At 72.2% G+C, this 20,819-nt stretch carries 21 protein-coding genes; 19 read left to right on the forward strand and 2 right to left on the reverse strand.

Going from position 1 to position 20,819, the window contains the following annotated elements; all coding sequences use genetic code 11:
• Positions 1–133: 133 nt before the first annotated feature.
• The 11 genes from ACFRKB_RS32025 to ACFRKB_RS32075 all read left to right on the forward strand — a co-directional run bounded on the left by ACFRKB_RS32025 (position 134) and on the right by ACFRKB_RS32075 (position 10,602).
• Positions 134–475: a hypothetical protein gene (locus ACFRKB_RS32025; protein WP_383110118.1), complete on the forward strand. Its 342-nt coding sequence runs from the start codon at positions 134–136 to the stop codon at positions 473–475.
• Entirely contained in the window at positions 472–771 is a 300-nt protein-coding gene (locus tag ACFRKB_RS32030) for a DUF6247 family protein (RefSeq protein WP_383110119.1), read from the forward strand. The genes ACFRKB_RS32025 and ACFRKB_RS32030 overlap by 4 nt, the downstream gene beginning before the upstream one ends.
• Positions 768–1,022 carry a hypothetical protein gene (locus ACFRKB_RS32035; RefSeq protein WP_383110120.1) on the forward strand — a complete coding sequence of 85 codons (255 nt, stop codon included), beginning with the start codon at positions 768–770 and terminating at the stop codon, positions 1,020–1,022. Before ACFRKB_RS32030 ends, ACFRKB_RS32035 begins: the two co-directional genes overlap by 4 nt.
• Before the next feature lie 148 nt (positions 1,023–1,170).
• The gene (locus ACFRKB_RS32040) at positions 1,171–2,646 is read left to right on the forward strand and encodes a DUF2637 domain-containing protein (protein WP_383110121.1); all 1,476 of its coding nucleotides are present in this window, start codon (positions 1,171–1,173) and stop codon (positions 2,644–2,646) included.
• A gap of 533 nt (positions 2,647–3,179) precedes the next feature.
• Positions 3,180–3,398: a hypothetical protein gene (locus ACFRKB_RS32045; protein ID WP_383110122.1), complete on the forward strand. Its 219-nt coding sequence runs from the start codon at positions 3,180–3,182 to the stop codon at positions 3,396–3,398.
• Positions 3,399–3,480: 82 nt separating this feature from the next.
• Entirely contained in the window at positions 3,481–3,813 is a 333-nt protein-coding gene (locus ACFRKB_RS32050) for a hypothetical protein (RefSeq protein ID WP_383110123.1), read from the forward strand.
• Positions 3,814–3,857: 44 nt separating this feature from the next.
• A complete protein-coding gene (locus ACFRKB_RS32055) occupies positions 3,858–4,460 on the forward strand; it encodes a hypothetical protein (RefSeq protein WP_383110124.1) in 603 nt (200 codons plus the stop codon).
• A gap of 253 nt (positions 4,461–4,713) precedes the next feature.
• Entirely contained in the window at positions 4,714–5,313 is a 600-nt protein-coding gene (locus ACFRKB_RS32060; protein ID WP_383110125.1) for a hypothetical protein, read from the forward strand.
• Positions 5,314–5,519: 206 nt separating this feature from the next.
• Positions 5,520–8,066 (forward strand): DUF6248 family natural product biosynthesis protein, encoded by a 2,547-nt coding sequence (locus ACFRKB_RS32065; RefSeq protein ID WP_383110126.1) that lies wholly within the window; start codon positions 5,520–5,522, stop codon positions 8,064–8,066.
• A gap of 437 nt (positions 8,067–8,503) precedes the next feature.
• Positions 8,504–8,818: a hypothetical protein gene (locus ACFRKB_RS32070; protein WP_383110127.1), complete on the forward strand. Its 315-nt coding sequence runs from the start codon at positions 8,504–8,506 to the stop codon at positions 8,816–8,818.
• Between the two features lie 68 nt (positions 8,819–8,886).
• Positions 8,887–10,602, forward strand: a complete 1,716-nt coding sequence (locus tag ACFRKB_RS32075; protein WP_383110128.1) for a DNA cytosine methyltransferase — start codon at positions 8,887–8,889, stop codon at positions 10,600–10,602.
• A gap of 54 nt (positions 10,603–10,656) precedes the next feature.
• Here the strand turns inward: ACFRKB_RS32075 and ACFRKB_RS32080 are convergent, their stop codons facing one another.
• Complete coding sequence (locus tag ACFRKB_RS32080; protein WP_383110129.1) at positions 10,657–11,034, reverse strand: hypothetical protein; 378 nt, start codon at positions 11,032–11,034, stop codon at positions 10,657–10,659.
• A gap of 245 nt (positions 11,035–11,279) precedes the next feature.
• On the opposite strand from ACFRKB_RS32080, the gene mobC reads away from it, so the two are divergent.
• The 3 genes from mobC to ACFRKB_RS32095 are packed head-to-tail and all read left to right on the forward strand — an operon-like array spanning position 11,280 to position 14,634.
• Positions 11,280–11,714, forward strand: a complete 435-nt coding sequence (mobC, locus tag ACFRKB_RS32085) for a plasmid mobilization relaxosome protein MobC (RefSeq protein ID WP_383110130.1) — start codon at positions 11,280–11,282, stop codon at positions 11,712–11,714.
• Positions 11,711–13,480, forward strand: a complete 1,770-nt coding sequence (locus ACFRKB_RS32090; protein ID WP_383110131.1) for a relaxase/mobilization nuclease domain-containing protein — start codon at positions 11,711–11,713, stop codon at positions 13,478–13,480. Before mobC ends, ACFRKB_RS32090 begins: the two co-directional genes overlap by 4 nt.
• Positions 13,481–13,497: 17 nt before the next feature.
• The gene (locus ACFRKB_RS32095) at positions 13,498–14,634 is read left to right on the forward strand and encodes a hypothetical protein (protein WP_383110132.1); all 1,137 of its coding nucleotides are present in this window, start codon (positions 13,498–13,500) and stop codon (positions 14,632–14,634) included.
• A gap of 80 nt (positions 14,635–14,714) precedes the next feature.
• Here ACFRKB_RS32095 and ACFRKB_RS32100 read toward each other — a convergent pair whose 3' ends face one another.
• Complete coding sequence (locus tag ACFRKB_RS32100; protein ID WP_383110133.1) at positions 14,715–15,776, reverse strand: C40 family peptidase; 1,062 nt, start codon at positions 15,774–15,776, stop codon at positions 14,715–14,717.
• 564 nt (positions 15,777–16,340) lie between these two features.
• Between ACFRKB_RS32100 and ACFRKB_RS32105 the strand changes: the two genes are divergently transcribed.
• From ACFRKB_RS32105 to ACFRKB_RS32125, 5 genes are read left to right on the forward strand one after another with little or no spacing between them, the layout of a single operon-like run.
• The gene (locus ACFRKB_RS32105; protein ID WP_383110134.1) at positions 16,341–16,724 is read left to right on the forward strand and encodes a hypothetical protein; all 384 of its coding nucleotides are present in this window, start codon (positions 16,341–16,343) and stop codon (positions 16,722–16,724) included.
• 2 nt (positions 16,725–16,726) lie between these two features.
• A complete protein-coding gene (locus tag ACFRKB_RS32110; RefSeq protein ID WP_383110135.1) occupies positions 16,727–17,044 on the forward strand; it encodes a hypothetical protein in 318 nt (105 codons plus the stop codon).
• A 10-nt stretch (positions 17,045–17,054) separates the two neighbouring features.
• Entirely contained in the window at positions 17,055–17,852 is a 798-nt protein-coding gene (locus ACFRKB_RS32115) for a hypothetical protein (protein ID WP_383110136.1), read from the forward strand.
• Positions 17,825–19,369 carry a hypothetical protein gene (locus ACFRKB_RS32120; protein ID WP_383110137.1) on the forward strand — a complete coding sequence of 515 codons (1,545 nt, stop codon included), beginning with the start codon at positions 17,825–17,827 and terminating at the stop codon, positions 19,367–19,369. The genes ACFRKB_RS32115 and ACFRKB_RS32120 overlap by 28 nt, the downstream gene beginning before the upstream one ends.
• Positions 19,366–20,817 (forward strand): SCO6880 family protein, encoded by a 1,452-nt coding sequence (locus ACFRKB_RS32125; protein ID WP_383110138.1) that lies wholly within the window; start codon positions 19,366–19,368, stop codon positions 20,815–20,817. Before ACFRKB_RS32120 ends, ACFRKB_RS32125 begins: the two co-directional genes overlap by 4 nt.
• Positions 20,818–20,819 lie beyond the last annotated feature (2 nt).

The raw sequence follows: 20,819 nt of genomic DNA on the forward strand, positions 1-20,819 counted from the left end.
CCGCCCGCCGGCATAAACACCTCCTACTTCTGCCCGCTCTCCGCCGCCTGGCGGGGGTTTTGGGCCCCCCCCCCCGGGGGGGGGGGGGGGGGCGGGGGGCATCGGCCCCGGCGCCCGCCAGGGAGGAAAGCACATGAGCGAGGCCACCACCACCCGCCCGGCGACCGTCACCGTGGCGGCGCCCGGCGTTCTGCACGCCGCCCTCGCCGTGTGCCACCCCGGGGGGCTGCCCACCTGGCTCAGGAAGGTCTCGCCCCGCTGCGGCACCGGCTCCGGCGGCGCGCTGCGGTTGGAGCCGGCGGCCGCCGGTGAACTGGCGGACCTCGTGGCGTCGGCCCGGTGGGAGTGCCAGCAGGTCGAAGGCGAAGGGGAGCCGTTCACCACTCTGTTCGCCGAGGCCTGCGCCGCCGTTCTCGACTCCCTCGCCGCGGCCCGCCACACTCGAACCCAGACACCGGAAGGACCCGTGCGATGACTGCTCAGCCCGTCCACCAGCCCGCACCGCCGCCGTCTCCCGCGGCCGCCGCGCAGCTGCGCGAGCGCATCAGCCGGCACGCGCGCGCTGCGCACTGGCTGCCCGCCTTCGAGCGGGACTGGAACCACGCCCTGGAGACGGCCCGCCAGACCTACGACCTGACCCCGCTGCACGAGGCGATCCGGGAGTGGACCGGCCGCCTGGACACCGCCCCAGCGGTCGCCGCCTTCCTCGCGGGCGGCATGGACACCTCCGACGGCATCCCGCTGGAAGACGCCCTCGGGGCCCGCGGGTGACGGCCTGGCCCGCCCGGCTGTCCCCGAACGCCTCCGCCGTACTGGCCCAGCTCCAGCCGGAGGTACAGGAGATGGTGCGCGACGTGCTCGACATCGCCTCCCGCCAGCCGTGGGGCTGGCCGCAGTGGGACCCCACCGACTCCGAAGGGCCGGACCTGCGCCGCGCCGGCGTCGGCCCGCTCACCGTCGTCTACTTCGTCAACCGCCCCCGCGAGTACCTATACGTGCTGGACATCGTCTGGGCCGGGTGACTGCCCGTCACCTCCTGCACGAGACGCCCCCGCCGGTCCGCCGGCGGGGGTTTGTTCGTACTCTGCGGCACCAGCGGCATCACCAGTCACCCACATCGGCGTACCGTGCTGATCGCCCCTGCCCACGAGAACGAGGAGAGTGCCCGCCGTGACCACGCACGCGGTGCCCGGCGCAGAACGACGATCACCGATACCCGCCAGCCGCGCCGCAGTCGACGGCGACGTCCTGGTCCCGATCCGCGGGGGTCTACTCGCCTCCGCCGCCGTCGTCGCCGTCAACGCCACCGCCCTCGCGGTCATCGGCTTCACCGGCTCCTACCGTTCGGTGCGCGACCTCGCACTCGACTGGGGCTGGGGCTGGTTCTCCTACGTCTTCCCCGTCGGCATCGACGTCGGGATCATCGGCCTGATCGCAGCCGACCTGTTCCTGTGCGCGATCCGCACCCCGGCCCCGATCCTGCGGTGGTTCGCGTGGGTGCTGACAGTCGCCACGGTGGTCTTCAACGCATCCAGCGGCTGGCCGGCGAACGGCAATGTCGGGTGGATGGACTACGTCGAAGCCGCCGCGCACGCCACGATGCCCGGGCTGGTCGTCGTCATCACCGAGGCCCTGCGCCGGGCCATCGCCCGCCGGGCCCGGATCGCCGACGGCCACGAGTACGAGCCGCTCGGGCTGGCCCGCTGGTTCCTCGCCCCCTTCTCCACCTTCGGGGTGTGGCGGCGCATGCGGTTGTGGGAGGTCTACACCCGCTCCGCCGCGCTGGACCTGGAGCGGGACCGGCTGACCCTGCGCGACGAGCTGCGCGAGAGGTACGGCAGGAAGTGGAAGAAGGAGGCCCGGCCGTTCGAGCTGAGGGCCATGCGCGACGCGAGCCGGGGCCTGTCGATCCCCGCGCACCTGATCGCGAACGTCGACCTGCCGACCGCGAACGCCGCCCACGCGCTCACCGCGAACGGTGCGAAGGCCGACCGTGAAGCCCTCGCCCCCGGCGGCCGTCCCGCGAACGGTGCGAACGGTGCGAACGGCGGTGCGTACGCCGAGGAGGCGGGACCCGCGAACGACATGTCGATGAACCCGGCGGCCGCGAACGGTCCCCTCGTCGACATGGAGACAGCGCGAACGTCCTGGGAGCCGATGAGCGAACGCTTGCCGGTCGCGGCCGCCGATCCGGCCCCGGTGATCGGCTCTGACCTGCGCGATTCGCACCGCGAACGCGCGACGGTACCCGCAGCCGCAACCTCGCGGGCGGTCGTCAGGAGTGCCGTTCCCGCTCCGTACCACCCGGACGGGTTCGCGGCCGGGGCCGACCGCGAACTGGTGGGCGCGAACGCCGGGGCCCTCGGCGTGAACACCTCAGCGTACGGACCCGGGCCGACCGTGAACGGTGCGAACGGGTACCGCGAAGGCGCCGTCGGTGTCGCGGCGGGGGAGACCCGCGAACAGCCCGGCGGCCCGTACACCGAGGACCGCGCCGGGCGCCGGCGCCTCGCGGAGGACTTCCTCCGGGCCAAGGAGAGCGAGCAGCCGACGCCCTCCCAGGCGAAGTTCGCCGACCGGGTCGGCGTCGCACCCGCCACGCTGTCCAAGGCGATGAGGGAATGGCGCGAGGACCACGACGGCTGACGTCCTCGTTGTGTCGACCCAACAACACATCCTGCCGCACCCCCGCCCCGTTGTTTCGGCACAACAGGGTGGGGGTGCGGCGTTCCGGCCGGGTGTCTGCCGTCGGTGGTGACGCAGGGGGCTCCGCCCCCCGCACCCCCCGACCCTCCACAGAGGGGTGGGGGCGCCGTTTTTGATCTTGCGGCCGGTGGGTGGTGGCGGGTGGGTGGTGGTCGGGGGACCCCCTCCGCGACGGGGCACCCGGAGGGGACCACGGCCCGCGCCGGGCCGCAAGCCCGGGCCGCTTCGCGGCTGATCCCGGGCTTGCCCCCCGACGCGGCCCGTGGTCGGCGGGGCCTGCCCCGCCGCGGAGGGAATCCCCCGACCGGCCCGTCGTGCGGCGTGCGGACGCCGGGCGAGACGCCGAAAAAGGCCGTCTGAGCTGCTGTTTCGATTTGACCTTGAGCCCGAGACTTGATTGAATTAGCAGTGTCGGAACGGGGCGGGAATCCCGGACCGGCACCACCGAAGACCTCAACGAAAGGTGCCTCGCAATGGTCGAACGCATGGACAGCCGCGAAGGCTTCACCAAGGGCGACAAGGTGAAGCGGGCCGGAGAAGGGCCCTGGCAGCTTCCGCAGGACGGTGTGGTCCAGGGCTGGCTCACCTTCGAGTACGCGCCGACGAAGTGGTACTGCTGCGTCACCTTCGGCGGCCGGTACATCGGCCGCTACCAGGCGCACGGGATCGAACACGACGCCCGGCCGGAGTGACACGACCGGCGGGGAGCGGGGCGGGAATCCCGCTCCCCGCCGGTGCCCACCACCGAAGAACCTCAACGACTGGAAGACGTTCATGACCACCACCACCAGCAGCCACGCCCACGCCGCCCGCCGCGAGTTCGCGGCGTTCAACGCCGCCGTCCGCATGGGCGACGAGATCGACCGCCATCTGGGGCGCGGCACCCGCGGGTGGCTCGCGATCCGGATCGCCGACGGCAGCAGCGACGGGGAGCTGTACGGCGACTACGAGGACGCCTTCGCCGCCCAGGAGCGCCCCGAGGAGTGCACCTACTTCCCGATCTCCCCGCTGTGCCTGTGGACGCCACGCATGTGCGAGGAGCACCTGGAGTCCATGACCCACCTGCGGCACGGGTGCATGGTCTACGGCCGTCCGACCTGCCGCTGACCCACGGCCGCCAGACACCGCTCAACCTCAACGAAGGGCACGACATGACCACCACGACCCTGGCGTACCGACTCGGCGAACCGGACTGGGAGCAGCGCTACCCCGTCCTGATCGGCACGGATACCGTGATCGGTGCCGTCTTCCGCTGGCACCGCGACTGGCTCACCCTCACTAGCGAGGGGGAGTACAACCTTGGCCGTCCTGAGAAGGGCCGCCGCGGCGTTCCCCGGGCGGCCGCACTGTCGGCGGCCGGGCAGGTGGCCGCCGAGTACGCGGCCGGTCGCATCACGGCCATGTCCCTGGCCGACGTGACGGCCGCCGTGCCGGTGCTGGACGGCGAAGTGCCGTTGCTGCACCCGCGGATGCCGCAGAGCCCCCGCAACGTCGAGGCCGCGGAGAAGGTCATGGCCGCGGTGGCGCTGCACCGCTGGAAGCCGTACAGCGGCTTTCCGGGCAGCGACAACCCGTGGTGGCAGGAGTGCGAACTGTGCGGCTGGCAGGGCCCGCGCTACTGGTCCCACCAGCGCGGCCGTAACGGTGAGCAGCCCAGTACCCACCGGCACCCGGCGTCCTCGGAGTTCGGGGCGCCCGCCGGGTGCGTCGGTGACGCCAAGGTCCGCGAACTGATCGCCGCCTACGGCCAGTAGCTCCGCCCCGCCGCTCGCACGGCCAGCCGGACCCGGATCACCCGGGCCCGGCTGGCCACCGGTCGTGGCGGCGCCACTTCGCGACCATCGGGCCGGCGCCCCGCCGGCCGGAAACGCAAGGCGGCCGACGGGGCGCAAAAGCGTGGGAATCCCGTCGGCCGCAACGGCCCGGCCACCGAAGGCCCTCAACAGGCCACCAACCGAGCACGACAACATGGTAGACGCGTCCCGCACACACAGAGGAGCAGCACTCATGAAGACCATCGACGGACGGCCGTACGCCACTCGGGCCGAGCTGTCCGCCCGCGCCGGGTACAAGGGGGACGCCACCCTGCGCAACCTGTGGGCGGACCGCGAGAGCAACGGCCACCCGCCCGCCCGCCGGATCGACCGCGCCCTGTACTGGGACCTGGAGGTCTGGGAGCGCTGGCACGCCGAGCACCGGCGGCAGCGCAACGGCGTCGACTACAGCGGCAACGCCGACGAGGAGCTTCCCCCGGCGGACCAGGCCAAGGTCCTCGGGATCAGCGTCAGCGCGATCAGCCACTACCGCGACAATCCGCCGCCCGGGTGGCCCGCCCCCGCGCGGGAGGAGGAATTGGAGAGCGGCCGCGTGCGCGAGTACCGCACCCGGCGGCAGCTGTGGGCGTACGCCGACGCCGGGCCCCGGGCCGGAACGGCCGGCCGCACGCCGGCGAAGGGCCCGGACCCCAAGGTCGCCCTGGCGGTCGAGGCCCTGGCCGCCGCGCCCGGCCGGAAGGCGGGGGAGACCGCGGCCGCCCTCGCCGAGCAGCACGGCGGAGGCCTGAGCACCTGGAAGCGCGCCGTCACCGAGGCCCGCAGACAGGGCTGACCGGCGGCCGCGACGCGCACGGTCGGCACCCTCCCCGACCGGGCGGACGTGAGCCGTCGGAACGCACTGGGAAAAGGTCAGAGAAGCAGACCTGAGCTGCGCTTTCGCCTTGACCCACACCCTGTGACTTGATTGAATTAGCGGTGTCGGAAGGGTGGGAATCCCGGACCGGCACCACCGAGAACTTCAACGACAAGGACGGCCCGATGACCGAGACCGACTTCGGGGAGCCCACCCCCGAGACCTGCCTCCGGGTGGCCCGCCAGGCCGCCGAACTCGCCGCCGCAGCCGACGACATGGCGCTCAGCGCCGCGTGCCGCAGCACCTCCCGCACCGAGGCCCACCGGGAGGAGGTCATGCACGCGGTGCACCAGGAGGCCGTCGAGGCCGAGGGCCACGCCGCCCGGGCGGAGCAGTGGGCGGCTGACCCGAGCATGCCGGACAGCGCGCTGCGCTACTGCGCCAGCGGCGCCGTCGACTACGCCGTCCGCGCCCAGGAGGCCGCCGGGGTCGAGGCGACGGCCGCCGCGCTGCGCACCGAGCTGGAGCGCAAGCTCACGCCCGAGGAGCACGCCGAGCGGGAGAGCGCGCGGCGCCGCGCCGAGGCCGAGCAGGAGGCCGAGGAGCGGGCCGCCACCGGCATGGACGCCGACAACCGGCACCTGGCCCGGATGAACGCCTACCTCGCCGAGAGCGCCGTGCCCCTGCTCGGGTGGACCGCCGGGCACGTGCGGGTCCTGGAGGCCGCGGAGACCGGCCGCCTGTACCAGCGTGACGGGCAGGTGCGGCAGGCCGCCGAGCACGGCGTGTGGAGCGGCGGCCGCAAGGTCAGCCGGGAGCGGACGCAGGACCTGCGCGCCGCCGGATTCCTCGCCGTCGCCGACGCGGCCGACGGTGTCCGTGTCCTGGTGGCCACGCCGATGGGGCAGGTCACCCTGGAGCTTGCGCGGCTGCATCCGGCGGGCCTGTATGAGAGCGACAAGGCAGCGTACGAGGCCCGCTACGCCCGCGTCGCGAAGCGGTACAAGCGCATGGACGACAAGAAGGCCGCGGCCCGCCGTCTGCCCGCCCTGGAGCACGGGGTGGGCCGCTACCGGCGCCCGGTGACGCTCGTCGAGCAGGAGGCCCGTGCCGCGCGCGAGGCCGCCGAGCAGTGGGAGGACGAGGGCGGCTACTGCCCCGGCGTCGAGACCCCCGCGCCCGCCGTGGAGGAGGGCACCGGCCGGTGCCCCTGCTGCGGGCTGCACGAGGTCACCGTGGCCGGTGTCCTCGCTTCCCGCAAGGCCACCCGCGCGGCGGCCGACGACTGCCCCGGCAGCGGGCTGCGCCCCGGTGCCGAGACGCCCCGCCCGGCCGCCGAACCCCGGGGCGAGGACGCGCCGGCGGCGGCTACCGAGCCCGCCGCGGCGCCGGTCAAGGCCGGGCCGTCGCTGCCGACGGGGATGTACTTCCTGCCGTTGCCGTCGACCCGGTACAGCGACTGGTGGGCCATCCGGTGCGGGCGGTGCACCGGCGGCATGTACACCGAGCTGCCCGGCGAGTGGAACGACAAGAGCGACGCGGCCCGGGCGGCCCACGATCACTACGAGGAGGCGCACCGCCTGGCCGACGACCTGCTCACCACGGAGGAGATCGCCGAGCTGGACCGCTGGCCGCTCTCGGACGCGCAGCGCACCGTGCTGAGCTGGACCGAGCACGCCGAAGTGGCGGAGTACGACGACGGGTTCTGGGCCCTGGACTGCGTCCCGGACCGATGGGACGTCAACAAGCGGATCGCCCGGGCGCGCGTGACCGGGCTGTGGGCGGCCGGACTGCTTGACGTACGCCTGGACGGCAACGGCCGCCGCTGCCTCGTGATGTCGCCGACGGGTCAGCGGGTGCGCCGTCTGCTGTGGCGCGCGGAGCGCCAGGGCGTCATCGAGCCCGTCGCGAAGGACACCAAGCTCCCCCCGATCCCGAAGCGCGGCGGCGGCTACCCACTGATGTCCGAGGGGCGCTACTTCAAGGGCGAGGAGCGGCGCGCGGACGACCCGGTCCCGACGGAGACCACACCCGCCCCCGCGGCCGCTGTTCCCGCAGCGGCGCCGGTGCCGACGCCGCCGGCGGCGCGCGCCGACCAGCCCCTGCTGCGGCGCCTGTTCGCCCCGCGCTCCGTCCGCGAGCAGCGGTCCGCGGACGTCGTCCGTGCAGTCATCCGGCGTCCGCAGCGCATCCTCACTCCCGAGGAGCGCGAGCGGGTGCGGGACATGCCGCTGCTCAACCTCCAGGGAGCCCTGATCATGGGCATCACCGACCCGGTCCCCAACGCGTCGCCGATGCCGGAAGACGCCGGAGCCTGGGTGCGCGAGCACGCCTGGCCCGCGCACTGGCAGGAGATGGAGGCCCGGTACCCGTTCGGATTCCGCCGCTGGAGCACGTGCGAGCTGGGCACCTGCTGGAACTGCCTCAACGGGCGCCACGACATCTGTGTCCACCGGCAGAAGGGCGGCCCGGACGTCGACCGTAACCGGGACTGGGTGACCAACCACCGGGGGCACACCGTCGCCGAATTCATCCCCCGGCCGGGCGGCGAGCCGTGCGTGTGGTGGTGCCGGTGCGAGTGCCCCAAGGACGGCCCCGCACCGGCCCGTCCGGCGGCGAAGAAGAAGCCCGCCCCGGCCGGTTCGCCGGCGGCGCCCGAGCCCGCTCCCGCACAGGCAGCGGCGACCGCCCGGGCACCCGAGGCGGACGCGGTGCAGGCCGCCTTGTGGTGACGCGGGGGGCGCTGCCCCCCACACCCCCCGGCCCTCTCTCCAAGGGGGCGGGGGGACGGACGCCGACCTGTCGGTGAGTGGGTGGTGCGGGGGGTGGGGGCGGTCGGGGGACTCCCTCGCCGGACGGGCACCCCGAGGGGGCCACAGCCCGCGCCGGGCCGCCAGGCCAAGCCGCCTGCGGCGGTCGCCTTCGGCGAGCCCGGCACCCCGACACGGCCCGCGGCGGCTGACGCCTGCCCGACCGACGAGGGAGCCCCCCGACCGGGGCCGTCGTGCGGCGTAACGACGCCGGAGCGACACGGTATGTGACCTGCACGAATCGTCTTGATCCGACCCCCGGAACATGATTGAATTAGCAGTGTCGAAAGGGGGCGGGAATCCCCTTCCGGCACCGGCCCCCGGGCCGCACCAGAAAACCTCAACACCTGGAGATTTCCTTGTTCTTCATCTACCTCGTCATGGGCTGCGTGGTCATCGCCTCCTACGACGTCATGCCCATCGACGTTCTGCGCCAGATCCACGACAGCGACTCGCGGCCGCCGAGCGGGACAGCCGTCCTCCTTGCCGTTGCCGCGTGGTGCCTTGCGCTCGCCGTCTGGCCCGTCACGGTCTGCTGGCGGGCAGCCGCCGCTGTGCAGAAGAGGCTGACCGCCGCTCTCGTCTGTGACTGCGAGAGCCAGGAAATCTCCGCACCACGCCACCCGTCCGGCCCCATCACGTCGATCCCCTCCCCGCGCCAGCCGCAGCCATAGCGGCACCCGCCGGGGCGGCAACCGCCGCCCCGGCGCCCCCCTCAGCGCGTCGAAAGGAACCGGACGAAGTGACCACTCTGACGACAGATCACATTGCGCAACTCTCGGGCGGCGCCCATGCCGGAGGACTCCTGAACCTGCTCCGCCCCGCAGTCGCCCCCGCCGATGCGGCCCGGCAGGAAACGGAGGACGCGGCCGCCCTCGCCGCAGCGGCCGGACACCCGGCGCTCATCGAGTGTCAGACAGCGGCCACGCTGCTCACCGAGTACGCAGACATGAACCCGGACGAGCGGGCCCAGAACTGGGCATGGACGGCCGTGGAGCGTGTCACGGAGTGCGCGTACGCCGCGATCGAGGGCGACGACGAGCGGGTCGACGAGCTTGCCCGCGAGGCCCGCGGCGAGCGCGCCGCGATGACGCTGGACCGGCTGGAGTCCGAGGGCACCGCGGCGGCGCCCGCCGACCGGCTGGTGGCCCTGGACCGCGAGACCTACGAGCTGTTGCAGTGGTACGCGGGACCGTGGCCGGTGGAGTGGCTGTTCCCGCCGGCGAAGGACGACCGGGGCCGCGTCCTGCGCCCCCGCATCGTGGTCCTGTTCACCGGCCCGGGCGGCCTCACGCACGGCATCCTGCGCATCCTGCGCGCCAACGTCGACATCGTCGGCGTCGACCTGGACCGCGGCGCCGTGGCGACGTCGACGGCCGCCGGACACCGCGTCATCCTCGCCGACGTCACCGACCTGGACCCCGAGCACCCGTGCCTCCAGCACGTCACCGGGATCGCGCTCACCCCGCCGTGCCAGGCCTACAACCCGTCGGGTCTGCGCAAGGGCCACTACGCAGGCGCGATCGAGCTGATCGAGCACACCGTGCTGGAGGCCGCCGCGGCCGCCGGGTTCCACCCGGTCGTCACCCCCGACGGCGGCGACGTCGCACCAGGCTGCGAGGACGGCTACGCGCCGCGCTCCCGGATGACGTGGGAGGAGGTCCGCGAGCCGCTGGAGCAGCTGGAGGACGCCCGCGCCGGACTGATGGCGGAGGTCGTGATCTGGCCCCTGGCGATGCTCGCCCGGGGCGGCAGCGTGGAGTGGGTCGCCGTCGAGCAGTCGAGCGCCCTGCCCGCCCGGATCGAGGCCGCGCTGATGGACCGGCTGAGCGAGGCCGGGTGGCACACCACCGAGGCGTTCACGCTGGACGCGGTCGACTACGGCTCCGCCTCGCACCGCAAGCGCCGCCTGATGGCCGCCTACCGCGGCGAGCCTCCGTTCGTCGACCTGACGCCCACCGAGCCGTTCCCCGTCACGACGTTCGCCGAGGTCGTCGGGTGGCCCGCCGGTCGCAACTACCTGACGCGCGGGAACCGCCCCGTGGACCCGGTCACCGGCCGCGCCAAGGGCGGCAGCTCCCGCAGCGCTGACCTCCCGTCGACGTGTGTGACAGCGACCGCCTACGGGTGGACGTGCGCGGAGACCGGTGAGCGGATCACGCTGGAGGACATCAGCCGCCTGGTCGGACTCCCCGGCGACTACCCGGCCCACCACGTCGGCCGCGGCCGTGGGGTCCGCAACCTCACCCAGGGCCGTGCGGACATCGTCTGCCCGATGGTGGCGGCCGCGCTGTTCGGACGCATCCTTGGCGACCGCCGGTGGGAGGCCAAGGCGCGGGCGTACGTCGAGGAGCTGTACCGCCCGGCGGAGGTCGAGGAAGGAGGACAGATGCTCTTGCAGACGCTGTTCGCCCACCGCATCCCGGCGCAGAACACCGGCCGGTCGCCCGTCGCCTGACGGGCACACACGACGAAGGGGCCCCGCGGGGCCCCTTCTCTGCGTCTGGATCGGTCAGTCGGAGGCGGAACTCAGCGCCGCGCTGTCGGCCGCAGCCGCGCCGTCCTGCGCCGGGATGCCCGCCGGCGAGCCGCCCTCCGGTGCCGCCCCGGACGAGTGGCCGCCGGTCTTCTTTGCGGACGAGCGCGACCGCTTCGAGCGGACCCGTGGCCGCTTCACCGGCTCATCGGCTCCCAGCTTCTGCAACTCCTCTGTGGACCAACCTCCTCCTTCGGCGACCACGTACGCCTTGCTGTACGGCTCGTCCAGCGCGGCCAGCTGGTCCAGGAGGGAACTTCGCTCGACCAGAATGTCCATCAGGGGGACGATGGCCTCCTCGCGGCTCTTCTGGACGGCCTTCATCTTCCGCAAGATCTCATCAGCGCTTGGCATGCGGTGATCGTAGCGCCCGTCCTTCCGGTAGCCGCCCGATATCCGGGTGGAATGCCGCATGCGGTAGCGGTATTGACCGCACGTCATGAACTCGCCGCGCTTTACGGGGAGGCAGTAACCACCGGCAGCGAGTTGTAGGTTACTGGGCCCAGTAACCGGCTATCGCTGGCCGGTCTGCACTAGGTTGGCCGTCATCGATCTTGGTCCAGGGATGGACCGGGAGGGGTAGGAGAGGGGGCGCCAGCGTGGACGAGTCGCCGGCGGATGAGAAGGCGCCGCGCCCTTCGGTGCGGCGCCGCGGGCGTGAGCCGGGCGGCGCCCGGTCGCACCGTTTCAAGGTCTCCTTCAACGACGCCGAACTGGCGATCGTGCAGGAGGCCGCCGACCGAGAGAACCAGGCACTCGCATCGTGGGTCGGCCAGGCATCCCTGGCCGTCGCAACGGAGCAGGTGGTGCCCGTCTCGGCGGACGCCAAGGTGGTCCTCCAGGAACTCATCCGGTCGCGCAGTCAGTTGCGCCGGGTCGGCAACAACCTCAACCAGGTGGCCTACGTGCTGAACGCCGAGGGCGAGGTGACCAACGCTCAGATCAGGGCCGTGCTGGCACTGGTCAACGAGACCGTCCGGCACGTCGACGAGGCCACGCTGCAACTGATGAGAGAGCGGCGGCCGCGCTCGTGATCCCGAAGGAGGCGAGGCCGGGCGACGACACCGCCGGTCTGCTGTTCTACCTGTACGGGCCGGGCAAGCGCGACGAGCATGTGGACCCGCACATGGTGGCCGCGTGGGACCCCTTCGTGCCCGATCCGGTGAAGTCGGATGACTTCTCCATCCCTGATCTCGCGATGCTGCTGGACGCGCCCGTACGTGCCCTGACGGGCAAGAGGCCACCGCTGCACGTCTACCACGTGGCGGTGCGGAACCACGAGAAGGACCGGAGGCTCACCGACGAGGAATGGGCCCGGGTGGCGCGCGAGATGATGCACGCCTCGGGCATCGCCCCGCACACCGACGATCAGGGTTGCCGATGGGTGGCCGTGCGCCATGCCGACGACCACATTCACATCGTGGCGACCCGGGCCCGCGAGGACGATCGCCAACCGGACACGAGCTGGAGCAAGCTCCGGATGCAGGAGGCCGCGCGCGGGTTCGAGGTCGAGTTCGGCCTACGTCGCCTGACCCATGCCGACGGCACCGCGCGCAAGTGGTCCAAGACCGGGGAGGCCGAGAAGGCGGAGCGCAGGGGACTGTCCGAACCTGCCCGCGAGACGCTCCAGCGTGCTGTGCGCGAGGCGGCGGCCGCCGCCGTCAGCGACGCCGACTTCTTCGAACGGCTCACCGCGGCCGGGCTGCGCGTGAAGCGGCGCGTGGCACCGGACGGCAACGTGACCGGCTACTCCGTGGCGCTGCCTGGCGACCGCGACGGCGTACAGAAACCGGTGTGGTTCCCGGGCACGAGGCTCGCCCCGGATCTGTCCCTGCCGCGCGTCCGCGAACGCTGGAGCGGACCGCCGGTGAACCACGCGGCCGCGCCGGCGGATGCGTGGCGTACGGCGGCGGAGAAGGTCCGCGCCGCCGCCGGCCAGCTCGGTGCCGGGGGACTGCACCAGGGCGCCGGAGACGTGGCCGCGCTCGGGGACCTGATCGTGACGGCCGCCGTCGTCTCCCCGTACCTGGTGCGCAGCCAGATGCGGAAGGCCGCGTACGAGTACGAGCGGGCATCGCGGGCCCCGGCCGCCCGCCAAATGGAAGGCCAGGCACGCGGGCTGTACCGGGAGTCGGCGCAGGTCCTCGCCCGTTCCATGTCGTCGGTCGGCCGCAACGACACGGTCGCCGCACTCGGCTTCCTCCTTGCCCTGGTGACCGCCGTTGAAGCCTCCCGGCGTTGGCACCAGGCGCAGGAGCACCGCGTCCAGGCGGAGGCCGCCGGACGGGCCGGACGGCTGCTGCACGAGGCAGTCGAGGTGACCGTCGGCGTCAACGCGGCACGTGAGTACAAGCCTCGCAGCAAGCGCGCCGCGGCCCGGGCAGGGACCGGGCGTCGTGCGGCCACGGCGCCGGGCACCCGGCCGATGGTCGGCACCGTTCAGGAAGCCGTCCCCGAGCACGCCCGCGAGATCCTGGCCGATCCGGCATGGCCCGCCCTGAGAGCCCGGCTCGCAGAGGTCGAGAAGGCGGGCGACGATCCGGGCGACGTCCTGGCAACGGTCGCCGCCCGCAGGGAATTGAACTCAGCGGACTCGGCCGCCGAGGTGCTTGTATGGCGCCTGGACGGATGGCAGCGGCAGCGCAGTTCGGCGGCCGCCGCCTCCGGTAGCGGCACGACTGCCGCGTCCGCCGGCGGCACCGGGCGAACCACCCCGGCCCGCAAGCAGGGGGCGCCCTCGCCGACGCGACGGCCGCCCGGCGAGGAGCAGCAGCGCAAGGGCCCGAAGCGGGGCCGCTGACGAGGGGAGAGCGCGAGATGACAACACCGACACCAGAGGAGCGCGCGGGGGAGGCGTTCACGGAGTCCGCCGCCGAGGCGGTGCAGACCGCCGTCATGGCGGCCCGCTTGGTCCTGGCCATCGCGGACGCTGCGCGGCGCCACCAGCAGCGCAAGCAGAAGGGGAAGGAAGATGACCTGCCGACCGCCGAGGAGGCGGTGAACGGGGTCGGCAAGGACGTTCAGCGACTGCTTCCCTCCGACGTCTCCACGGCGCTGATGGGGGAGGCGGACTGGCCGCAGCTCGCGCAGCAGCTGCTCGCCCTGCGCACGGCGGGCGTCGACCTGGACCAGGTCCTGCCGCGCATCGGCGAGATCGCGGTGAACGTGCGCGACCAGGTGGCGGCGAAGGCCTCGGAGACGGCCACCGATCAGTGGGTCCGGGTGGTGCGCGAGTCGCTGCCGGCGGGGCCCGTGCGCGAGGCGATCCTGACCTCACCGGCCTGGCCGGAGATGGCCGCGACGATGGCCCGGCTGGAGGAGAAGGGCGTCAACGTGCGCGAGGTCCTGGCGACCGCGCACAACGAGGCCCTGGCCGTCGACCAGGTGGCGGCGAAGGGACTCGGTGCGGCTGCCGAACCGGCGATGAGCCGGGATGCCCAGCTGTCGTACGGGCCGCTGACGACCGGACTGGACCTGCCCCGAGATCTCGACCTGTCCGACCGTGAGCGGGCGTTCAACCAGCTGGCCATCTCGCCGCAGGAGAACCAGCGGTACACCCGCTGGGTGCGCGAGGCGATGCCCGGGCACGAACGGGAGGCGGACCTATTGGTGGCGTCCCGTCAGTGGCCCCTGGTGGCGTGCCGGATGGCGCAGATGGAAACCGAGGGCAAGCCGGTGCGCGAGCATCTGGCCCGATTGGGGAAGGACACGTCTTGGCAGGAAGGGTCCGGCACGCTGGGGACGCGGCTGGCCCGGGCAGTCGGTGAGGCGCTGCACCATCCGGCCGGGGATGCGTCGGCGGAGTCACGGGTGAGGGTGAACACGGCGGCGGCGAGGGCGACGTCGACGAGCCTGGACCCTACTAAGGCGGCGAAGGCCACGGCGCCCGCGGAGGCCGGGGTGGCCGCGCACCGTCAGTCCGCTCCCGCTCCGGCAAGGAGCAAGTCAAAGTAGTCGTGCCCCTTCTCGCACGCGCGTGTGCCGCAGCCCTGTCGGGTCTGCGGCACACGGTGTTTCAAGCCCGGACTCAAGAATCAGGGGCGGGTGGCTCCGTAGTAGTCCCGCTCCGGCATGGCGGAGGTGAGGGGGGCGACTTCGACGCTGCGGCCGGTTCGGGGAGCGTGCAGTACGTTGCCGTCGCCCGCGTAGATGGCGACGTGGTAGATGCTGCCGCCGCCGTTTGCCCAGAACAGCAGGTCGCCGGGCTTGAGGTCGTTCCTGGAGACGGCCCGGTCGCTGGTGGCGCCGTACTGTGCGGCGGCCGTGCGCGGCAGTTTCGTCCCCGACCAGTACGCGTACTGCACGAGGCTGGAGCAGTCGAAACCGACGGTGCTGGACGCGGAGCACTTGCCGCCGAGGTAGCCGTTGGTGCCGTCACAGAACCCGGTCGAGGGGCCTGAGGGTCCGCCGCCTCCCCAGGCGTAGGGCGTGCCCATGCGGGTGGCTGCTTTGCGCAGCGCGTCCGCGCCGGTTCCGGATCCGGAGACCTGGAGCAGGCCGGGGCCCTGGAACCGGGACATGGTGGACAGGATGATCTGTACGTAGTTGTAGGTTTCGCCGTTGGCGAAGGACCGCGGGGGCACCCCGCCGAACTCTTCGACGCGTCCCCATCCGGCGTTGTATCCGGCCAGGGCGAGTGCCCGGACGTCGCCGGGGTATCCGGAGTTCTTGGCCTGTCTGAGCAGGGAGCACATCATGCGGCCCTGCGCCATGACGGCGTCGCCGATGTCCCAGGGGGAGGTCTCTCCGTTGCCGTCATCGTCGCGGCCCCAGGTCGCCCAGGTGCCGGGCATGAACTGTGCCGGTCCCTGCGCGCCGGCGCTGCTGGTGGCCTCTTCGCGGCTGGTCTGGAACTTAGACTCCTGGTAGAGCTGGGCGGCCAGCAGGGCGGGAACCATGGCGGGCTCCGTGCATGCTTCGTCGGCCCTGAGAATCCAGGCCCGGAACTCGGCCGGGACGCCTCGCAGCCCCCCGCCGCCGTCGGACGTCTCGGTGGCTTCGGCGTCGCCGTCGGCAATCAGCACCGCCATCAGGCTGAAGACCGTCACCAGGATGAGGCCTATGACCGCAGCGGCGGCCCCCACGATTACCTTCACGCGCTATCCCCCCGTGCTTGCTTCTCTCTTCACTGTTGTGCCGGTTCAACTTCCGCCGTACTAGATCACGAGTCGATCGGCATGCGCGCCTCCATAGAGGTGGGGCCGGAGCGTGAACGGTCGCACGGCTCACGTAGGGTCACGTCGGTTCTCAGATGGGTGAGTTCGCAGCGGAATGGAGGCGCCCGTGCGGGAGCCTTATGCAACTCAGGGGTGTGGCTGATGGGGTTGGTGTTGACGTAGTGAACAGAGGAGGGGCGGCTGCTTTCGGCCGCGCCAATTCCTCAAAGAGGTCCCCGATTTGGGGGCGCTGTCCAGGGGCTCGCGCATCGTCGTCCTGCGACACCTGTGACCTGACCTCCGGCTACCGCGAAAACGCAACGCAGGTTTGACAGTGGTGCACGCTAGCCTCAGTGGTCCCACGAGTACACATCGTGACTTAAACGCACGCATGCAGGGGGGAGTTGCGGCATGATCGCCCATTCGGTGACATCAAGCCCGGTTAGTGGTGCGCCGGTTGTCCTTCGGTACGCGCTGCTGCCCGTTCACGGCTACGGCATTGCAGTGGCGACCGTTGCCCACATGCTCGACGGCGGCGCCGACGGCGCCCGGGCCCGCGTCCTGGCCCCCGGTGAGGGCATCCCGTACGGGGCTGCCCCGGTGCTGGTGGCCGACACGACCGTGTACGGCGCGACATGCGTGGAGGAGATCCTGCTGCGCTGGGGCCCGCTGCCGAGGCCCTGGCTGGTGTGGGTGGCCGACGCCCCGGCCCGTCCGGTGCAGGACGCGCGGTTCCTGGTGCGCGCTCTGGAGGGGCGCTTGGCAGGCGTGGCGAGGGTGCCGTACCTGCCGGTCCTGCGGGCCGTTAAAGGACCCGACGAGGCACTGAAGCACAAGCACGTCCAGGTCGCGGCCGAGAAGCTGCGGCGCACGATCGAAGGGAAATGACCATGGCTATGGAACGGCTCGCCGCGTTCGTGTATCTGGCGGCGGACGACGACAAGACGATCGCGGGACTGATCCCGGGGGCCAAGCCCACGAAGATCCCGGGGATGGACGGCCCTGTCGCCCAGATCTTCGGGTACGGCCTGTGGCTGCTGGTCCTGGCGGGTGTCGGCGGCACGGCCTTCGGCGTCTACAAGCTCGCCGTGGCCGACAAGAGCCGCAACGGCGGCGGGAGTGAACCCTTCAAGTGGATGGGCGGCGGGATCGCGGCCATCCTCTTGTCCAGCTCCCTGATCGCCATCCTCAACGGCATCGCGGGCTAGGGCGGCTGATATGGGACGCACCAGGGGGACGTGGAACACCAAGGGCACGTGGATCGCGGGCATCGCGCTCGCGGCCGTGCTCGCCCTGACGGGCTACGCGGCGTTCAGCGGGGACGACGGCGGCACGGACACACCGGCCAAGGGCGGGGCGAGCGCGAACGCGTCCGCCCCTGCCGACCCGTCCCCGACGTACGCGGCGCCGGACGACTGGACCGAGCCGGATCAGTGGGCGGCGCTTCCGCGGGGGAAGCGCACCGACGACCACGGCAGTGAGACCGGTTTTCCGCAGACCGCCGAGGGCGCCGTGGCGATGATGGCGGCCGCCAACACCACCACCGTCGAAGGCGACAGGACGAACGTCGACGAGCAGCTGCGCATCTACCGCTCGTACATCGGCACGGCCGACCAGTCTGCGCAGAACGCCGAGCAGATCGAGCTGAACGCCATACAGACCGACAAGGCCCTCGCCAAGCAGATGGGCGTGAGCGCGGGGCAGCCGCTGCCGGCCGGCGCCTACGTGCGCAGCAGCGTGGTGGGCTACAAGGTCATCAAGAAGTCGGGGGACGAGGTCAGCGTGTGGCTGCTGGCCCGCGTGGTGCAGAAGACCGGAGAGACGCAGAAGGAGTCGGGCTCCTACACCCGGACCCTGGCCGGCGCGCAGTGGCAGGGCGGCGACTGGAAGCTGACCGGGGCCGCAACCGAGCGCGCCCAGCAGGACATTCAGGGGCAGACGCAGCCCGAGCAGGCAGCCCCGGGTGACGAAGCGTTCAACCGGGCCGGATGGACGGCTATCCGGGAGGCGTCGTGAAGCGGCGGCTGGTGTCGCTGCTGCTGGCCCTGGTCGCGGTCCTCGGCCTGTCGGTCTCAGCGCCGCAGCCCGCGGCGGCCGACGGGATCATCGGCGGCGGTGTCGAGGTGGCGTGCCGGGTCGGCACGGGCCCCGTCCTGGGGGCGATCCTGGGCAACGGCGGCAAGCTGACCGGCGTCGGCGGCCTCACGGGGTCGGATATGTGCGATGCGGTGGGCGACGCGGCGGACCGGGCGGTCAAGGAAGCCTGGAAGAACGTCTGGGACAGCGTCCTGGGCGACATCATCAGGGCCGCCCAGGACGTCACGAAGTGGATCATCAAGAAGGTTCTGACCGTTGCGTTGCTCGGTCCGTCGGTGGATCTGGCGGGTACCGGGCTATGGGGCGGGGACGCCACGCTTGCAGGCATGTTGACCTGGCTGGGGCTGGTGATCGCCACGGCCGGGATGATGTGGCAGCTCGGCAAGATGGCGCTGACCGGTCAGAGCAAGCATGCCGGGCGGGCGATGGCCGGATGGGTGGAGAACATCGTCCTGTCGACGCTCGGGGTGTCGCTGTTCGCGCTGCTGCTGGTCCTCGGGGACGCGCTCGCCGCCGGGCTGGTGAACGCGACGTTCGCCGACGACGGCGAGGCGTACGAGCGGATCGTCAACGTGATGCTCCCGGCCTCCATCGCGAACCCCATCACCATGTTCTGTGTGATCTCCGTACTGCTGCTGATCGGGTTCATTCAGCTGATCATGATCTTCCTGCGGCAGAGCGCCATTCCCATCATCTGTCTGCTGCTGCCGGTGGCCGGCGGCGGCCGGACCGGGGGAGAGACCACCCGTAAATGGGCGCCCCAGCTCATCACATCCGGATTGGTCATCATTGCGTACAAGCCGACGCTGGCCATCATCGTCTGCACCGGTTTTGCGGAGTTCGGCCATTCAAAGACGCTGGCGGAATGGCTGCGCGGGGCCGCGACCCTGATCCTCGGGGTTATCGCTCCCGGTCCGCTGACCAAGGTCTTTGCTCCGTTCGGGGCGGCAGTCGGCAGCGGGATGTCCGCGGGCGGCGCCAGCGGTGCACTGTCCGCCGCTGCGGGCTACATGGCCGGCCAGGGTAAGGGTGACGGCAACGGTAATGGTGGGGGCGGGGGCGGCCCCTCAAGCGCCGTGGAGCACGCCAAGTTGGTCGAGCAGAGTATGGGCAGCCAGGGCGGCGGAGGCGAGGGCGGCGGCGCGGGCGGGGACGCTCAGGCGCAGGCCGCCCGGAACGAGGCCGGGGCCAAGGTGCCCGGCCAGGCCGGAGCCGAAGGCGCCGCCGGTGCCGAGGCCGTCGGCGGTGAGGCTGCGGCCGCCGGTGCCGCGGGCAGCGCAGGCACCACGGGGGCGGCGGCCTCGGCGGGATCCGCCGCGAGCGCCGCAGGTCCGGTGGGCGCTGCGGTCGCGGTCGGCATTCAGGTCCTGGACGGCGTCAACGACGCCATCCAGAGCGCAAGCGGAGAGATCGGCGGGGGGAAGAACCAGCAGTGACCACCCACGAAGTGCCCAACAACCTGATGGTCGACGGGTTCCGCGCCCGCCAGTCCTTCGGGTTCGGCGGACTGTCCAAGGGCGCGACGATGATCGCGGCCATGGTCCTGACGGCGGACGGGCTGATCGCCACCCAGGCGCCCATCAGCCTGGTGGTCACCCTCCCTGTGACCGGCGCGGCGTTCGCGCTGGCCGCCGCCCGGCGCCACGGCATGTCCGCGCTGAGCTACTACTGGGCCAAAGCGGCCTGGAAGCGGGCGGCGAGGTTTGACGCCACCTCCTACCGGCGCCTGTTCCTCCCGCACCCGTTTGCGCTGGACCTGCCGGGTGTCGGCGCTTCCTCCACCCTGATCAAGGCGCACGACCCGACCTCGGGCCGGTCCGTGGGGGTTGTCCACGACCGGGCGACCGGATACATGACCATCAGCACCCTGCTGGCCCCCGGGGGCAGCCTCATGGCCCCTACCGGCGCCGTGCAGAGCAGCATCCGCACCTGGTCGTCCGTGCTCGACGCGATGAGCACCGACGAGCAGGTCAAGGGCGCGTCGGTGACCATACAGATCACCCCCGGGGCCGGGGAGGCGCTCGGCGACGATGTGAAGACCCGCAAGGACCCGAACGCGCCACGGCTGGCCAAGCAGATCATCGACGAGCTGGTGCGCACGACCCCGCACGCCACCGCCAGCGTCGCGCCGTGGATGTCGGTGACGGTGGATCCGCACGCCACGGTGAACCCGCCGGCGGATCTCGCCGAGCAGGTCGCGGAGGCGTTGAAAGTGGTCGACTCGCTGGACCTGTCCGGCACCGGCACCGACATCGAGCGGCGGGCCACCGACATCGACCTGCGCCGCATCGTAAGGTCCGCGTACGACCCGGCCGTGTTCAACTCCCGCGACAAGGAGTTCGAGGAACTCAGCTGGAGCGAGTGCGGGCCGCAGGCCGCCGACGACGGCTGGGAGGAGTACGCGCACGACGGCGGAGTGTCCGTCAGCTGGGTACTGCGCGAGATGCCGCGCCGTCCCATCCCCTACAGCGTGTTGCTTCCCCTGCTGGCCCCGGGGAAGTACCAGCGGCGCATCACCCTCGCCTACCGGGTGCTCGACCCGTACGAGGGCGAGGCGGTGCTGGAGCGGGAGATCAGCAACGCCCACCAGCGGGCGCAGGCGACCGCCGAGGTCAAGGGCCGTGCGAAGTGGTCCCAGAAAGCCGACGCGCAGCGGGCGGAGCGGGCCGCCGCCCAGGTGGCCGGAGGCTCCCAGGTGGTCGACTGGACGCTCATGGTGACCGCCACCGCCCGCAGTACCGCCCAACTGCCCGCCGCGCGCCAGGAACTGGAGCGGGCGGTGAAGGCGACCCGGGGCATCCGCATGAGGCCTGCGTACGGTGCCCAGGCCGCCACGTTCGCGGCCGGGCTGCCGCTCGGCTACAACCCGCTGGTGAAGGACTGACG

Source organism: Streptomyces scopuliridis (assembly GCF_042790125.1).
GTDB classification, from domain to species: domain Bacteria; phylum Actinomycetota; class Actinomycetes; order Streptomycetales; family Streptomycetaceae; genus Streptomyces; species Streptomyces scopuliridis_A.

Excerpts from the sequence above, each read along its gene's own strand:
- ACFRKB_RS32055 (WP_383110124.1), top strand. The coding sequence starts at position 3,858 with ATGACCACCACGACCCTGGCGTACCGACTCGGCGAACCGGACTGGGAG.
- ACFRKB_RS32045 (WP_383110122.1), top strand. The coding sequence starts at position 3,180 with ATGGTCGAACGCATGGACAGCCGCGAAGGCTTCACCAAGGGCGACAAG.
- ACFRKB_RS32060 (WP_383110125.1), top strand. The coding sequence starts at position 4,714 with ATGAAGACCATCGACGGACGGCCGTACGCCACTCGGGCCGAGCTGTCC.
- ACFRKB_RS32065 (WP_383110126.1), top strand. The coding sequence starts at position 5,520 with ATGACCGAGACCGACTTCGGGGAGCCCACCCCCGAGACCTGCCTCCGG.
- ACFRKB_RS32110 (WP_383110135.1), top strand. The coding sequence starts at position 16,727 with ATGGCTATGGAACGGCTCGCCGCGTTCGTGTATCTGGCGGCGGACGAC.
- ACFRKB_RS32120 (WP_383110137.1), top strand. The coding sequence starts at position 17,825 with ATGGACGGCTATCCGGGAGGCGTCGTGAAGCGGCGGCTGGTGTCGCTG.
- ACFRKB_RS32115 (WP_383110136.1), top strand. The coding sequence starts at position 17,055 with ATGGGACGCACCAGGGGGACGTGGAACACCAAGGGCACGTGGATCGCG.
- ACFRKB_RS32025 (WP_383110118.1), top strand. The coding sequence starts at position 134 with ATGAGCGAGGCCACCACCACCCGCCCGGCGACCGTCACCGTGGCGGCG.
- ACFRKB_RS32080 (WP_383110129.1), bottom strand. The coding sequence starts at position 11,034 with ATGCCAAGCGCTGATGAGATCTTGCGGAAGATGAAGGCCGTCCAGAAG.
- ACFRKB_RS32095 (WP_383110132.1), top strand. The coding sequence starts at position 13,498 with ATGACAACACCGACACCAGAGGAGCGCGCGGGGGAGGCGTTCACGGAG.
- ACFRKB_RS32030 (WP_383110119.1), top strand. The coding sequence starts at position 472 with ATGACTGCTCAGCCCGTCCACCAGCCCGCACCGCCGCCGTCTCCCGCG.
- ACFRKB_RS32050 (WP_383110123.1), top strand. The coding sequence starts at position 3,481 with ATGACCACCACCACCAGCAGCCACGCCCACGCCGCCCGCCGCGAGTTC.